This window comes from Kinneretia sp. DJ1R-11 (assembly GCF_025717595.1).
GTDB lineage: Bacteria > Pseudomonadota > Gammaproteobacteria > Burkholderiales > Burkholderiaceae_C > Paucibacter_A.
In genome coordinates this window covers 177,798-192,208 of sequence record NZ_JAJIRR010000011.1, presented here as the reverse complement: position 1 = coordinate 192,208, position 14,411 = coordinate 177,798, and the positions used below count along the sequence as shown (strand labels likewise).

The window sequence follows — 14,411 nt, the reverse complement described above, 5'->3', positions numbered from 1 at the left end:
TCTCAGGTACAAATGTGTCAACGCTGGGCAGGACGGGTCACCTGAACGAAAAAGGGGGAGGCCCATGGCCTCCCCCTTCGTTCGCATCGCGGCGTCGCCGCTGAACGCTCAGTCCTTGGCGTAGATGTCCACGTCCTTGGTTTCGCGTACGAACAGCAGGCCGATGACCAGGGTCATGGCAGCCACGCCGATCGGGTACCAGAGGCCGTGGTAAATGTTGCCGTTCTGCGCCACCATCGCGAAAGTGATGGAAGGCAGCAGGCCACCGAACCAGCCATTGCCGATGTGGTACGGCAAGCTCATCGAGGTGTAGCGGATGCGGGTCGGGAACATTTCCACCAGCATGGCGGCAATCGGACCGTAGACCATGGTCACGTACAGCACCAGGACGAAGAGGATGGCCACGACCATGGGTTGGTTGACCTTGGCCGGGTCGGCCTTGGCGGGATAGCCGGCAGCCTTCAGGCCTTCAGCCAATTCCTTCTTGAAGGCGGCAATGCCCTTGACCGTCACTTCATCGAACTTGTAGTCGTTCAGCTTGGTGGCGTTCAGGCCGTTGATGACCTTGTCGCCGACTTTGATGACGGCCACCGAACCGGCGGGACCGGGCAGCGTTTCATAGCTGGCTGAAGACTGTGCCAGGGCTCGCTTGGCGATGTCGCAGGAGCTGGTGAAGTCCACTTCCTTGGCCACCGGGCTGCCCTGGAAGGAGCAGGTGCTCATGTCCACGGTCAGGGTGATCTGAGCACTGGCCTGAGCCTTGGCCAGATCCGGGTTGGCGGCGTTGGTCAGGGCCTTGAACAGCGGGAAGTAAGTGACGATGGCCAGCAGCAGGCCCGCCATGATGATGGGCTTGCGGCCGATCTTGTCGGACAAGGTACCAAAGATCACAAAGAAAGGCGTACCCAGCAGCAGCGAAACGGCCACCATGATGTTGGCGGTGGCGTTGTCCACCTTCAACACGCTGGTCAAGAAGAACAAGGCATAGAACTGGCCCGAATACCAGACCACCCCTTGGCCGGCAACCAGACCGAACAAAGCCAGGGCAACGATCTTCAAGTTCTTCCATTGACCGAAAGACTCGGACAGCGGGGCCTTGGAGGTCTTGCCTTCCGACTTCATCTTCTGGAAGGCCGGCGACTCGTTCATCGACAGTCGAATCCAGACGCTGATGGCCAGCAGCAGGATGGAGACGATGAATGGCACGCGCCAACCCCAGTCGGCAAACGCAGCCTCGCCGACCACGGTGCGGGTGCCCAAAATCACCATCAAGGACAGGAACAGACCCAAAGTCGCCGTGGTTTGAATCCAAGAGGTGTAGGCGCCGCGCTTGCCATGCGGAGCATGCTCTGCCACATAGGTGGCCGCACCACCGTACTCGCCGCCGAGGGCCAGGCCTTGCAGCATGCGCAGCGCGATCAGGATCACCGGAGCCGCTGCACCGATGGTGGCCGAACCGGGCAAGATGCCGACGATGAAGGTCGACAGGCCCATGATCAAGATGGTCACCAGGAAGGTGTACTTGCGGCCGATCATGTCACCCAGGCGACCGAACACCAGAGCACCGAAGGGGCGCACGATGAAACCGGCCGCAAAGGCCAGCAGAGAGGCGATGAAGGCCGCCTGCGGGTCCAGTTGCGAGAAGAACTGCTTGGCGATGATGGCCGCCAGCGAACCGTAAAGGTAGAAGTCGTACCACTCGAACACGGTACCGAGCGAGGAAGCGAAGATGACCTTCTTTTCCTCTGCCGTCATCGGCGTGTTGGTGGAGACTGCGTTTGCAGTTGCCATGGTGGGTGTCTCCGTAGATTTCGGCCGGCCACAAGGGGATGGACCAGGGGTCCTGAGCGGCTCTCATCCGAAAAAGGCTGAGGGCCCATCCTCTTGCAAACCGACGTTTGCTTGAGAGCCACCGACCGGTAGCTCTTGACACGCATCATGGGAGTCGGCTCTGACCCAACTCTGACGCCGAACTGAACGCTGGCTGACAAAATCCGCTGCAACCCTGCTTGAAAATTTCATGATGCGGAATCTTCGGCATTTACAGGGTAAGTCCCTGGCTGGGATTGCCAGAGCCGTCAAGCCGCTGAGCTAGCGCGTCAGCTCATGAGATCACCCGTGTCGGCAGCCTCAGGAGCCGGCGCGGCGCAAGCCAGGACGCGACACGGCAGCCGCTTCCCAGTCGCCCTGCTCAAACCATGCGTCGCCTTTGAGGTAGGCAGCCAGCATTTCGAGTGAATCCAGACCCCAGAACAGCCGGCCGTCGACCTCGATCGTCGGCACCCCGAACACCCCCAGCGTCAGCGCCGCCTCGGTGGCCACACGCAGCGCTTCCTTGATTTCTTCGCTGGCGGGGTCGCGCACCGGGGCGAGCTCCTGCGTCAAGTCGGCCAGACGCGCGGCATCGGCGGGATGAGCACCTTCGCTGCGCCAGACGTGGCGGAAGATGCGCTCGACCGTGGCCCGGTTCGGCGTGCCGCCCGCAGGAGCACTGGCCCAGGCCAGGCGCAGCAGCGGCAAGGGGTTGAATGGGTGCTGGGCCGGCACCTGCAGCGGCAGGCCCAACTTGTGAGCGGCCCAGCTGACCTGACGGAAGGTCCACTGGCGCTTGGGTTCGATCTCGGCCGGTCCTTTTTGGCCCAAGGCGTGAAGCAAGGCGGCAAACAGAATCGGTCGGTACTCGACGCTGTAGCTCAGGCCCTCCAAGGCTTGTGGCAGGTGCTCGAAAGCCAGTGCCGCATAGGGAGAAATCGGGTCGAAGTAAAAACGCAGCTGTTTCATGAGTAAGGTTCCTGTCGGGTGCTGCGGCCCTGTGGGCCCCAGCCAAACGCGGGTAGACAAAAGTAGATGTGAAAGACGCGTGCGGACGTGCTCAGGCGATGAAAATGCCTTGCTCTGCCAATTGCTCGCGACGCTCGGGCAGGCGCGCCAGGATCTCGCGGCGCGTGTCATCGTCGGCGCGCGACCACACGGTGATTTCCGGGATGCTGCGGGCACATCCCTCGCACCAACCGGTCGGCGCATGAATACGGCAGATATTGGTGCAAGGAGAGCTGACGATGGACGCCGGCGCTGGCGCAGCCAGAGGCGCAAGAGGATGCAAGCCACTCATGCCTGCACCACTTCGATGAACTCGGCACCGGTCAACTGTTTGAGCTCCTGCGGGCTCATCGGGAACACGCCGTTCGGATGGCCAGCCGCAGCCCAGATGAGGTCGAAGCGCAGCAGGTCGGCGTCCAGAAACAGCTGAGGCAAAGACAGGCCCTGCGCCGGCGCAAAGCCCAGCGGAGACACGCCGCCAATCGCGAAACCGGTGTGCGACTTGACGAAGTCGGCATCCGCGCGGCCCAGGGGCCCGGTGTGCTGCTGCAGCTTTTTCTCGTCAACGCGGCGATCGCCCGAGGCAATCACCATCACCGCGGCATCATCGGCCCGGCGACGGAACACCACCGACTTGGCAATCTGGCCCAGGCTGACGCCCAAGGCTTCGGCTGCTTCTTGCGAAGTCCGCGCGGCAACGTCGAGCCAACGGGGGGGCTGAGCATGGCCGCGTTGTCGCAAGGCCGCCTGGACACGAAGAAAGCCCTCGGGCCTGGCCTCGGCAACTGGGGAAACAGGGGAATCGGGTGAGACGGGCAAATTCATCCGCGCATTGTCTCAGGCGCAGCCAGCCGCTTATGCCAGGACGGTATCCAAGACGCGCGGGAAATGGATGCGGGGATCCCAGTGTGCAAACTCACTCACCATCGCTCCGGCCCGAGCACGCAGCGACGGATCCGTCGCCAAATCACGCAAGGCCTGACGCATGCGCGGCTGCGCGAATTGCCCGGCGCGGAAATAGCGCCCGACGCCTGCTCGCTGCATGGCTTTCATGGTCAGAACCTGATCCAGGTTGGAGCAGATGCCCAACACCGGCCGACCCTTCTGCAAGGCCTGCTGCACGGTGGCACTGCCGCCGTTGCACACCACCAAGTCGGCCCGAGCGGCCGCCTCGCTGCCCGGCAGATAGGGCGCACTGAAGACATGGGGTGAATCTGAGCGGAAGTCGCTGCGGCCGGCCGTGGCCACCAAGCAGCTGAGGCCCTCGGCCAAGCAGGCTTCGATGATGCCAGGCAACAGGTCCACGCTGCCGGTCGAACCCAGGGTGATGTAGGCCAGCGGCCGGCCTTGGCTGAGCGCCTGCTCCCACCACGCGGGCAATGCCATGGTCGGCGACCACACGATGGGCCCGACATAGTGGTGCGACGCCGGCAAGCCTTCGGTAGGCACCAGGGCTGGGGTGTCCGAATAGAGCGTCAGATCGCCATCGCAGTAGTACTCTCGCAAGGTTCGATAAGGCGGCAAGCCATGGTCCTTGCGCACCCGGTTCATGGCAGCGCAGTGATGCAAGCTGGCCCATGGCCAAACGGCTCGAAACACCAAATCCAGGCCGGCATAGCCCAGAAATCGAGCCGGCGCCATCTCGGGTGCTTGCATGCGCTGATCACGAGCAAACGGGCTCCAATGCGCGTTGGCGATCGCCAGCAGGGGAATGCCGACCTTGCGTGCCGCCACACTCAAGGAGAGCCGATAGTCACCCACGACCGCAGCTGGGCGCACGGTCTCAAGCATGCGGATGTCAGCCTCCACATACTGACGCAATTCCGTCTCGGTGTAGACCGGCTGGCCGGCCGCCAGACGCTGCAGAAACAGCGCAGGAGCAATGCTCTGCACTGGATGAGATTGCCACTCGGGGCTGGCTGAGCAGATCGGGAATTGACCATTGCTCGCGAACACGACCTCATGGCCCAACTCAACAGCGCGGTGCGCCAGCACGCTGGGTCTCGCCACATGGGCCAGGGACACGGCCTCAGCCACGAACAATAATTTCGATGCAGTCATCAGTCGCGACTCAGTGTGGGTACGGAAGGGGCGCAAGCCAAGCTCAAGGCCGGCATGCTCGGCCAAACTGGACGGGGGCGCAAAGCTCGCTCACAACTTTGCCGTAAGCATTTTCGAACGGTTGACCCGCGGCACAGCCCATAAATTTTCTGCGCCATCTATCTGCGTGGCGTGCCTGGCCAGAATGCGTTGCAAAGGCCACTGAACCACCAGAGCGTGGGCGGTACGGGCGTGGACGGATCCGGCATCTCCGATCAGCGCTACGTTCATGACGACTTTTCTACAGCAAGCAAAGCAGAATGACCGGACCAGATTCCGGCGGATCAACGCTGCAAAATGCGGGCCACATTCTCAATCGGTATGGCATAGCTGATACCTGAGGGCTGGGCCAGCACCGATTCCTTGGTGCTCTTGATCAAGACCATATTGATGACGCCCAGAACCTCGCCTGTGCGGGCATCGAGCACAGGACCGCCGCTGTTGCCAGGGTAGGCCACGGCGTCCATCTGCAAGATGTTGAAAGCACCGGCCCGCAGCTGAGACAGATTGCGGGCGTTCAGCGAGTTGGAACTGGGCGCAGGCAGCGCCACGGGCGTAATAGCCGAAATCATCCCGCGATGGCTGACATGAGAAAAGCCCAGAGCCCCGCCGATAGGAAAGCCTATGAAAATCACCTCGGTGCCCTCCTGAGGCAGCTCGGTTTTCAATGGCAAAGGCCGCAAAGCCGGAGCGCCGATGTCCAGGATCGCCAAGTCGTGGGAGCGCTCCAAACTGACATCCAGAACCTTGCGTAGTTCCCAAGCTCCACTGGACTGCTTGACTTGCACCACCAATTGCGATTCTTGCTCGGACCCGGGCTCAGGTAGCACATGGGCATTTGTGGCAATGCGCGTGCCATCGGCCACGGCAAAGCCCGTACCTCGAAAGGCAAAGCGCGGATTGGCCAAGGGATTGAAGGTACCAACCAGCACCACCGAGGGTTTGCTACGCGCAATGATCTCGGGCGTACCAGGCAAAGAGGATGCGTTCTGGGCATGAACTGCAAAGGCAGCCAATGCCAAAACAGCAACCATGCCGCGGAGGCTTGATGCCCAAGTCCAGCAGCCAGCACGCACCACGCATTTCATCCAAGGTATCAAGCCAAATCTCCCGAGGTCAAACTCATCTCCAGGGCTGCCACGCACTCACGCCATGTCTGATCGGGATCGGCCAACTTAAAGCCGTAGAAATTCCCAGCCTCCGTTTCACGATGGCGAACCAAACGCACCTCGACCCGCGAACGCTTGTTCTGCCCCAAATCGATTTCAGCCCAGCCGTCCTGGTCTAGCGAAAGACTGATCTTCGACTCTGCCTGAAAGCCGGAAAGCGAGATCTCGATGACATCCAAATCAAAGCTCTTTTTCTGCCCGCCCAGATCGAACTCCACGATGCCGGGGCAACGGATGGAATAGCGCTGGTGACGACGCAATGGATGGCCATGATCGGCGGAACCCTGCATCAAAGGCAGTACAGGGCGGTACTCGACTTGATCGTAAATGGACCACAGCAGGGACTTCTTGCGATCGTCGAGCTGCGGAAGAACTTGAGTCCTTTGATTGAAGAAGTAGTCCAGCAACTCAGGAGTCATCACCGGGTCGTTGGTGGTGAAGTACTTGCGGCTGGGTCGCTTGATATTGGGAATAGTCAGCTCAAAAAAGTACCTGTGCAGGTTTTTGCGCGGCGGGCGGCCACCGTAGCCCAGTTTGAACACAGCCGCAGCAGAACGCAAATCCAGGGTCGCGCCGACAGCGGGCGCACCGTTGGCGAAGTCATAGCGATCAACGACGTTTTCCTGAAGCCGCTCGCAGTACAACACCGCCTCGTAGAGCTCAATGCGATCGGGATTCACCGCGATCACCAAGTGACGGGTGTCAAAGTACTCCGCACAATACTCGCGCATGAACTTCATCAAGGGGAACAAGATCGCGCCGCCAGTGCGACGGAATTCAGGGTGTACCGCCAGTGCGGAAATCTCCGCAATTTTTCCTCCTTTGGCGCGCACTTGAGTCAAATCAAACGCCGACTGCATCGGGAAGCCAAACACGCCTTCGCGGATGATTGAAATGGTGCCCACCACACGGCCGTCAAACTTGGCACACAAAGTCGTGGTCGTTGGAAGTGCGTGATAAATCGTAACGCGCATGCCAGACGGATGAGGCTTCATGAAACCGCTGGATACGTAAGCGTCATGCAGGATCTGAAAACAAGCTTCCAGCTCTTCCTGGCTTTCCGCAATTTTCAGCTCCAGCCGACTATCGGGCGCAGGATCGCAGTCCACCATGCGCCGGTAGAAGGGAAAGCGGATGCTCTGCGGGAACTTGCGGAACAAGCCGCGCAGCTGTTGATGAAGGCTCTTGCGGAAGCTGGACCGGCGGATTTGACTCATAGATTCCTCAATCTGATGCGTCCCCCAAGAACTCCGCTGCACTCAGACGGCGGGGTATGGAATCAGCGGGAGGGGTGGGGCCTCACGGCACTGCAGACGCGTGCTCGCCACCGTCCGACCAATATACGCCGAGCGCACAAATCGTGACAAAGTTTGCAAGCGGCAAGACCCCAAGCTTATCGAGAGTACGAGATTGCTGAGCTTCACAGCCTGAACACCAATCAGCTTGGTCTCGATGAGCGCGGGCTGTTCTAAGAGGAGCATCCTTCGAGCCACAAGCACCAAGGCAGATCCACTCAGCGACCGTGCCTGAATACTTCAGCGGAAGGGTCTCGCGAGCCCCCCCTCCAGGAAAGTCACTGGCTCAAGCCTTGATCTGCAGCTTGTCCATCAGGTCGTACAAGGTCGGACGGCTGACGCCGAGCAGTTCAGACGCGCGCACGATATTGCCGTCCACCCGCGCCAAGGCTGCTACCACAGCCTGACGCTCAGCGCGCTCGCGAACGGTGCGCAAATCCAGGACGGGTGCCTCCTCGCCATCCGCCGGCGCTGCAGCGGCGATACCGATGTCATCGGCCGTGATCTGTTGGCCGTCGGCCATGATGGCAGCACGCTTGATGATGTTCTGCAACTCTCGCACATTGCCGGGCCAGAGATAGGCCTCGATCTTGCGAATTGCGTCTTCACCCAAACTCAAACCAGGGCGACGCAGCTCGCTGCTGAATTTGCGTAAAAAGGTGTGGGCCAAGAGCACCGCATCACCCTGGCGCTCACGCAGGGCAGGTATGTCGATCACGATTTCAGCCAGGCGGTAGTACAAATCCTCCCGGAAGCCACCCGAGCTGATCTGGCCTTTCAAGTCCTGGTGGGTGGCGCCGATTACGCGCACATCGATGGGAATCTCCTTGCGACCGCCGACCCGCTCGATCACCCGCTCTTGCAAGAAACGCAAGAGCTTGGCTTGCAAGGGCATGGGCAGATCACCAATTTCATCAAGCATCAAAGTGCCGCCGTGGGCGGTCTCGATCTTGCCGATGGTGGTCTTGCTGGCGCCCGTGAAGGCGCCCTTCTCGTAGCCGAAGAGCTCGCTCTCCAGCAGGTTTTCAGGAATGGCGGCGCAATTGATGGCGACGAAACGCCCTTCTCGCTTGGACGCCTCATGCAGGCCCTGGGCCAGCACTTCCTTGCCGGTGCCGCTTTCGCCGAGCAAGAGCACCGTGACGTCGCTGCTGGCGACCTTTTCGATCGTGCGGCAAATGCGTTGCATTTGAGCGTCACGCGTGACCAAGCCGCTCAAAGCGCCGGTCTGCTGGGCGGTTTGCAAGCGGCGGTTTTCTTGTTGCAATTCATAGAGGCGGTAAGCGCGCTCCACTGTCAAGCTCAGCACATCGGGGTCGACCGGCTTGGACAGAAAATCGTAGGCGCCCATGCGGATGGCACGCAGCGCATTGTCCTGGTCGTTCTGGCCGGTCAGCACGATGACCTTGGCCGAAGGGTCCAGCTCCAAGAGCTTTTCCAGACACTTGAACCCCTCGGACACCGAGTCCTGGTCCGGCGGCAGCCCGAGATCCATGGTCACTACTGCCGGGCCGTGACGCCTGAACTGCAGCACTGCGGAGGCCACATCCTGGGCTAACACCGACTCAAAGCGATCAAGCGACCACTTCAGTTGCTTTTGCAGCGACAGATCGTCCTCGACGATCAGCAAGGGCTGTTGACGCGTGGCGTTCATGCGCCCCCCACCAAGCTGCGTTCACCGGCACCGCCGCTGTGAAACAAGGGCAAGGAAATCGTCACTGTGGTCCCGATCTTGAGTTTACTTTCCACCGAAATCTTCCCGCCAAGCTCTTGCAGATATTGATAGCTTTCATATGCACCGATGCCCATGCCGCTGGATTTGGTGGTCTGGAAAGGTTTGAAAAGCCGGTTCTGAATGAATTCTTCACTCATTCCGCAGCCTTGATCGCTGATGATGAGGCGGGCCATGCTGCCATTCTGTTCCAGGATCAAGCTCACGGTGGCCTCTGCTTCACTGGCATCAAATGCGTTCTGCACCACGTGGCCGAGAACTCGCTCAACCCGATCCTCGTGACCACGTGTACGCAGGCCCTGGCTCAACTGCAAGTTCAGGCGCCGCCCCTTCGCATCGGCTGCCGCGGCCAAGCGCTTGGCAATGCCAACAAGGTCCACGCCACTGCTCAAGCCATGCGGCTTTTCGCCCTCGCGCAATTGCAGCATCAGCTGCCGCATTTTCTCCAATGAGTTCTCCACCGTATCCAGCATGTCCTGCTGAAATTCGGGATTATCTCGAAGCCGCTTGGCATTCCTCATCATCAAGGACAGCTGGGTCACGATGTTCTTCAAATCATGAACCACAAAGGCCGACATGCGATTGAAGGCATCGAACTTGCGCGCCTCGAGCAAAGCTTCTGCCGCCTGCATTTGGGCCAAATAGCTTGCAGCCTGACTGCTGGCGGTCTTGAGCAGGTCGCGGACTTCCCAGTTGACTTCGATGGGAGCCCGCGGCCGCCCCAGCAAGACCAATCCCAGCAGTTCTCCGCTCACGATCAAAGGAATGACCAACCAATAGCGCGCGTCAGCCAGCAGCCATTCAGGCAGCGTCACGTCCTGATACTCCTGGCTCTGCGAGCGAAGTTGTTGGGTGTCAACAATCCAGTTGCGCCGACGCAGGAACTCGCAAAAGCTGGAGGCACTCGGTTCCGCTTGATCTTGTTGGGGCAGGTTCCAATGGACCACCGGGTGCAACTCAGCCTCGACACCGCGCCGCAACCACAGTGCGCCTGAGGGTGCCTCCACCAGATTGGCCATTGCCTTGACCACCGTAAGGCCCATTTCCTGGGGCGAGCTGCCCGAAGACAAGATGGCTGTAAAGCGCAGCCACTCCTCACGGTAGTCATAGCGGTAATTGAAGAAATTCTTGCTGATGTAGATCTTCAGGCGCGCCCGAATCGAGCCCGACAACACGGCCACAGCCAGCGCGATCAGCGCCACGAACATCAGGGCCAATTGAAGGGCCCTGCCCCACTCACCACCGGTGTAGCGGACGTAATAGCCAACGCCCGACACGAGCAGCAAATAAGCCCCCACCAGCAGGAGCGTGGCCGAATGAAACACAGCGGCCCGAGAGACATGAAGCTTGTCCAGCCAATCGACCTGCCGCCGGGCGGCCATGAACAGCAGGGGCACCGCAAGACTGTGGACCAGCGCACGCACGCTCAATGCATCGCTGTCAAAGCGCCGAAACAAAGCGGCCTGAGAGAAAAAGAACAGATCGAAGGCAAAGATGACACTCAGGCCGAGACAAACGGGCTTGGCATTCCAGCGTGAATCGGCTGAAACGTTGCGCAGCAATTGCTCAATCAGGATCAAGCCCACCACAGCCTGAGCCAGCGAAGCAAAAGCAGCAGGCCGACTGAGCATGACCGGCCAAGACAGCCAGGGGTTGCTGTATTCACGCGAGAGCAAAAAAGCCAGCGAAACCAGGGAAACCAAAACCGCGAGCGGTACGAACCGAGGCAAACCTGCTGCCCGAGCCCCGCCATCGGAAGGACGCAAGAGCAGACAAATGAAGGCAAGCCACAGGGCGTAGCGCAACCAATCGGCAAGAGGAATCAACCAGACATCGACCTCAATGGGCAGGCGCAGCCATTGGGTCAGCCAGGACAAAGCGGCCCAGGCCGTGCTGACACTGAGAGCGGCCAAAAACACGTAGGAAACAATGTGTGCAGGCACGCTACGGCGCCAACAAAGTTTCCAAGTGAAATAGAGCGTGAAAACCGCATAGGCCGAAGCGGCCAGCGCATCACCAAACAAGCTGAGATCCAGCAAATTGTTAAGCATCAACGATTGGAGCACGGCGCACGGCCCAGCTGAATCGGCACAAATGCCAAGAGCTCACCTGCGGCAAGGCAGAAAAAAGGCCGACTCCAGGAGCCGGCCCATCTTGAGGAGCGCAGGAACTCGATCAGCGTGCGCCTTTGCCGGTCAGAACCACAGCCACCGTTTCCAGCATGATCAGCAAATCAAGGAACAAGGAATTGTTCTTGACGTAGTACAGGTCGTACTGCAGCTTCTCGATCGAGTCTTCCACGGTCGAGCCGTACTCGTAGCGAACCTGAGCCCAACCCGTCACACCGGGCTTGACGCTGTGACGAACGGCGAAGTAAGGGATCTTGCTGATCAAATCATCAACGAAGAATTGACGCTCGGGACGAGGGCCCACCATGCTCATCTCACCGCGCAGCACATTCAGCAGCTGAGGCAGCTCGTCGATACGCACTTTGCGGATGAATCGCCCGACACGCGTCACCCGATCATCATTCAGGGTAGCCCAACGTGGCTTGCCGTCCTTCTCTGCGTCGGTACGCATGCTTCGGAACTTGATGACCTTGAAGATGGCACCGTTCAAGCCAACCCGTTCTTGCTGATACAGAACCGGACCTTTGGATTCCAGCTTGATCAGCACGGCGGTGACCAGCATGATCGGCAGGGACACCAGGAAGATCAAGGAAGAAAAAACGATGTCGCAAAGGCGCTTGATCGCTGTGCGCACCATGCCTTGATTGAAGCCATCACCAAAAATCAACCAGCCCGCATTGACGTGGCTGATCTTGATCTGAGCAAGCGTCTTTTCAAAGTGAGTGGCAATGTCGACCACGCGAATGCCATACAGCTTGCAGTCGAGCAGTTGACGCAAGGGCATGCTGCCGCCGCGACGCTCGGACAGCGCCACAACGATTTCATCCACACCCAAGCTCCGAGCAGTCTCGGTCAAGGAGCCGCGTGATTCGATCATTTCGCCCTGGGGAACTTCGAAGCTCTCTTCGTTAGGCCCGGGCAAATAGCCGACGATCAAGGCATGCGGATCAGCGGCCTTCAGGGTTGCACCGACTGTCTTCGCGACGGCGCCAGATCCAAAAATCAGGATGCGTGTCCGCGTGCGGGACTGGGCCCCTGCATGAGCAGCGTACACACGATGAACCATCACGGCAGCAACAGCGACCATGGCCGCAACCGTCACCAGTTGGCGATGACCGGGATCCACAGGCAGGAGACTGAAGATTGCATATGCCAGCGGGAGTCCGAACAACAAACCAAGCAAAGCGCGAGCACAGGACTCAGTCAGCGAGCGGTTGTGAACATGTTGATAGAGACCACTCGCCGAATTGATCACGAACATGCAACCAGCCAAAGACAGGCCATGAGAAGCGACAAAGGGAATCACCGAGGACGCGGCCTCGTCCTGACTCATGACCACAGCCACCACCGCGAAAACAATCAACCCCAGATCAAAAAAGACCTGCAGCAAGGTCTGCCTGTGCAAATAGTGGCTGAATATCCGAATCATGTTATTCCCCGATCACAAAAACTGAACTGCAAACCGCGTCAAGTGCCTGCCTCAAACTCTTGGCATCCAAGAAATGGACGCCGGGCGTTCCGCGCTTAGCAGCGGACCTAGAAGCAGGCAATCAAATCTGACGCTGGGTCTTACCTTGATCGCGAGCGAATGATGCCTGTAGCTACCCGCCTTGAAAGCCCCCCGTTTAGAGGGGGACCCGCGGGAATAAAGACAAATTTGCGCTATACGGCCATTGAAGTTTCATGTGCCGGCGACTAAGTGCTGACAGTAGAACGCATTCGTCATTCACCTTGAAAATCACAACTGCCGACAGCGTGCCTTTTCCACGGGACTGCACCACAAGCAAATCTAGGCATCTGGCGGACACGGAAATCAAGCAAGGACGAGAAACCAAACCGCCACGCCCTAAGGCGCAACTGTCCTCACATTGGGTCAGCGGAATAAAAAAGGCCCGCTGAAGCGGGCCTTTTGCGATCTGAAGAGAGCTGTCTAAATCAGCGAACCACAGCGATCTGCGACTTCTCGCCACCCTTGTAGGTGTACATGGTCAGGGCGCCATTCTTGATGTCACCCTTGTTGTCGAAGGAGATGGTGCCAGTCACGCCCTTGTAACCTTCCGTCTTGGCCAACACCGGCAGATACTTTGCCGGCTCGGAAGAACCAGCCTTGACCATGGCAGCCACCAGAACGTTCACAGCGTCGTAGACGTAAGGAGCGTAGATCTGGACTTCAACCTTGTAGGTTTCCTTGAACTTGGCCTTGAATGCGTCCGAAGTCTTCTTCGATTCGCCTTCCACGCCACCGGCTTCAGCGCAAACCACTTGGCCGTCACCCATGGTGCCAGCGGCCAGCTTGGGCAGTTCGCCCGAGCAGATGCCGTCACCACCCACGAACTTGGCTTCGATGCCCAGTTGCTTCATCTGGCGCAGCATCGGGCCGGCCACAGCATCCATACCGCCAAAGAAGACCACGTCGGGCTTCTTGGCTTTCAAGTTGGTCAGGATGGCGGTGAAGTCCGTTGCCTTGTCGGTGGTGAACTCGCGACCAACGACCTTGCCGCCGGAAGCCTTGACGCCCTTTTCGAACTCGTCAGCGACGCCTTGGCCGTAAGCGGTACGGTCGTCGATCACGGCGATCGACTGGCCCTTCAGCTCCTTGACGGCGTACTTGCCCAGCGTGCCACCCAGGTGCACGTCATCGGCCACCACGCGGAAGGTGGTCTTGTAGCCGTTGCGTGTGAACTTGGGGTTGGTGGCCGAAGGCGAGATCTGGGGAATGCCAGCGTCGCTGTAGACCTTGGAAGCGGGAATGGAGGTACCCGAATTCAGGTGACCGACCACACCGTTGACCTTGGAGTCGACCAGCTTCTGTGCAGCTGCAGTGCCTTGCTTCGGATCGCCAGCGTCGTCTTCAGCCAGCAGTTCGAACTTGGCCTTCTTGCCGCCGATCATCACGCCCTTGGCGTTCAGCTCGGTGATGGCCATGCGAGCGCCCAACTCATTGTCCTTGCCCAGGTGGGCAATCGCGCCGCTGGTGGGGCCGACGTGACCGATCTTCACGACCAAGTCCTGGGACATGGCAGCACCGCTCAGCATCAGCGCCACGGCGCCGACCACAACATTCAATTTAACCTGCATGAATTACCTCCGAGTTGGAAGAAGGAGAGTTATTTGCCGTTGAATTCTCAACCCCTTGAACATACCCCAAAACAAGGGGGTGACGACA

The 14,411-nt window shown here is 59.4% G+C and carries 11 protein-coding genes; all 11 read right to left on the bottom strand.

The window, feature by feature from the left end; translation table 11 throughout:
* Positions 1-108: 108 nt before the first annotated feature.
* The 11 genes from LNV23_RS18025 to LNV23_RS17975 all read right to left on the bottom strand — a co-directional run bounded on the left by LNV23_RS18025 (position 109) and on the right by LNV23_RS17975 (position 14,323).
* Positions 109-1,791 (bottom strand): MFS transporter, encoded by a 1,683-nt coding sequence (locus tag LNV23_RS18025; RefSeq protein ID WP_263564247.1) that lies wholly within the window; start codon positions 1,789-1,791, stop codon positions 109-111.
* A 339-nt stretch (positions 1,792-2,130) separates the two neighbouring features.
* The gene (locus LNV23_RS18020) at positions 2,131-2,781 is read right to left on the bottom strand and encodes a 2-hydroxychromene-2-carboxylate isomerase (RefSeq protein ID WP_263564246.1); all 651 of its coding nucleotides are present in this window, start codon (positions 2,779-2,781) and stop codon (positions 2,131-2,133) included.
* Between the two features lie 91 nt (positions 2,782-2,872).
* Positions 2,873-3,112, bottom strand: a complete 240-nt coding sequence (locus LNV23_RS18015) for a DUF1289 domain-containing protein (protein ID WP_263564245.1) — start codon at positions 3,110-3,112, stop codon at positions 2,873-2,875.
* Positions 3,109-3,645 (bottom strand): YbaK/EbsC family protein, encoded by a 537-nt coding sequence (locus LNV23_RS18010; RefSeq protein WP_263564244.1) that lies wholly within the window; start codon positions 3,643-3,645, stop codon positions 3,109-3,111. Before LNV23_RS18010 ends, LNV23_RS18015 begins: the two co-directional genes overlap by 4 nt.
* Positions 3,646-3,675: 30 nt before the next feature.
* Entirely contained in the window at positions 3,676-4,881 is a 1,206-nt protein-coding gene (locus tag LNV23_RS18005; protein WP_263564243.1) for a glycosyltransferase, read from the bottom strand.
* Positions 4,882-5,204: 323 nt separating this feature from the next.
* Positions 5,205-5,954 carry a trypsin-like peptidase domain-containing protein gene (locus LNV23_RS18000; RefSeq protein WP_263564242.1) on the bottom strand — a complete coding sequence of 250 codons (750 nt, stop codon included), beginning with the start codon at positions 5,952-5,954 and terminating at the stop codon, positions 5,205-5,207.
* A 62-nt stretch (positions 5,955-6,016) separates the two neighbouring features.
* On the bottom strand, positions 6,017-7,306 hold the full coding sequence (locus LNV23_RS17995; RefSeq protein WP_263564241.1) for a GNAT family N-acetyltransferase: 1,290 nt from the start codon (positions 7,304-7,306) through the stop codon (positions 6,017-6,019).
* A 364-nt stretch (positions 7,307-7,670) separates the two neighbouring features.
* Entirely contained in the window at positions 7,671-9,038 is a 1,368-nt protein-coding gene (gene prsR / locus LNV23_RS17990; protein WP_263564240.1) for a PEP-CTERM-box response regulator transcription factor, read from the bottom strand.
* Positions 9,035-11,182: an XrtA/PEP-CTERM system histidine kinase PrsK gene (gene prsK / locus LNV23_RS17985; RefSeq protein ID WP_263564239.1), complete on the bottom strand. Its 2,148-nt coding sequence runs from the start codon at positions 11,180-11,182 to the stop codon at positions 9,035-9,037. Before prsK ends, prsR begins: the two co-directional genes overlap by 4 nt.
* 109 nt (positions 11,183-11,291) lie before the next feature.
* Complete coding sequence (locus tag LNV23_RS17980; RefSeq protein ID WP_263564238.1) at positions 11,292-12,635, bottom strand: TIGR03013 family XrtA/PEP-CTERM system glycosyltransferase; 1,344 nt, start codon at positions 12,633-12,635, stop codon at positions 11,292-11,294.
* Between the two features lie 545 nt (positions 12,636-13,180).
* The gene (locus tag LNV23_RS17975; protein ID WP_263517495.1) at positions 13,181-14,323 is read right to left on the bottom strand and encodes a branched-chain amino acid ABC transporter substrate-binding protein; all 1,143 of its coding nucleotides are present in this window, start codon (positions 14,321-14,323) and stop codon (positions 13,181-13,183) included.
* Positions 14,324-14,411: the final 88 nt, after the last annotated feature.

What these genes read in the sequence shown, in the direction of transcription:
- LNV23_RS17995 (WP_263564241.1), bottom strand. Translation starts at nt 7,306, where the DNA reads ATGAGTCAAATCCGCCGGTCCAGCTTCCGCAAGAGCCTTCATCAACAG.
- LNV23_RS18005 (WP_263564243.1), bottom strand. Translation starts at nt 4,881, where the DNA reads ATGACTGCATCGAAATTATTGTTCGTGGCTGAGGCCGTGTCCCTGGCC.
- prsR (WP_263564240.1), bottom strand. Translation starts at nt 9,038, where the DNA reads ATGAACGCCACGCGTCAACAGCCCTTGCTGATCGTCGAGGACGATCTG.
- LNV23_RS17975 (WP_263517495.1), bottom strand. Translation starts at nt 14,323, where the DNA reads ATGCAGGTTAAATTGAATGTTGTGGTCGGCGCCGTGGCGCTGATGCTG.
- LNV23_RS18015 (WP_263564245.1), bottom strand. Translation starts at nt 3,112, where the DNA reads ATGAGTGGCTTGCATCCTCTTGCGCCTCTGGCTGCGCCAGCGCCGGCG.
- LNV23_RS18010 (WP_263564244.1), bottom strand. Translation starts at nt 3,645, where the DNA reads ATGAATTTGCCCGTCTCACCCGATTCCCCTGTTTCCCCAGTTGCCGAG.
- LNV23_RS18020 (WP_263564246.1), bottom strand. Translation starts at nt 2,781, where the DNA reads ATGAAACAGCTGCGTTTTTACTTCGACCCGATTTCTCCCTATGCGGCA.
- LNV23_RS18025 (WP_263564247.1), bottom strand. Translation starts at nt 1,791, where the DNA reads ATGGCAACTGCAAACGCAGTCTCCACCAACACGCCGATGACGGCAGAG.
- LNV23_RS18000 (WP_263564242.1), bottom strand. Translation starts at nt 5,954, where the DNA reads ATGGTTGCTGTTTTGGCATTGGCTGCCTTTGCAGTTCATGCCCAGAAC.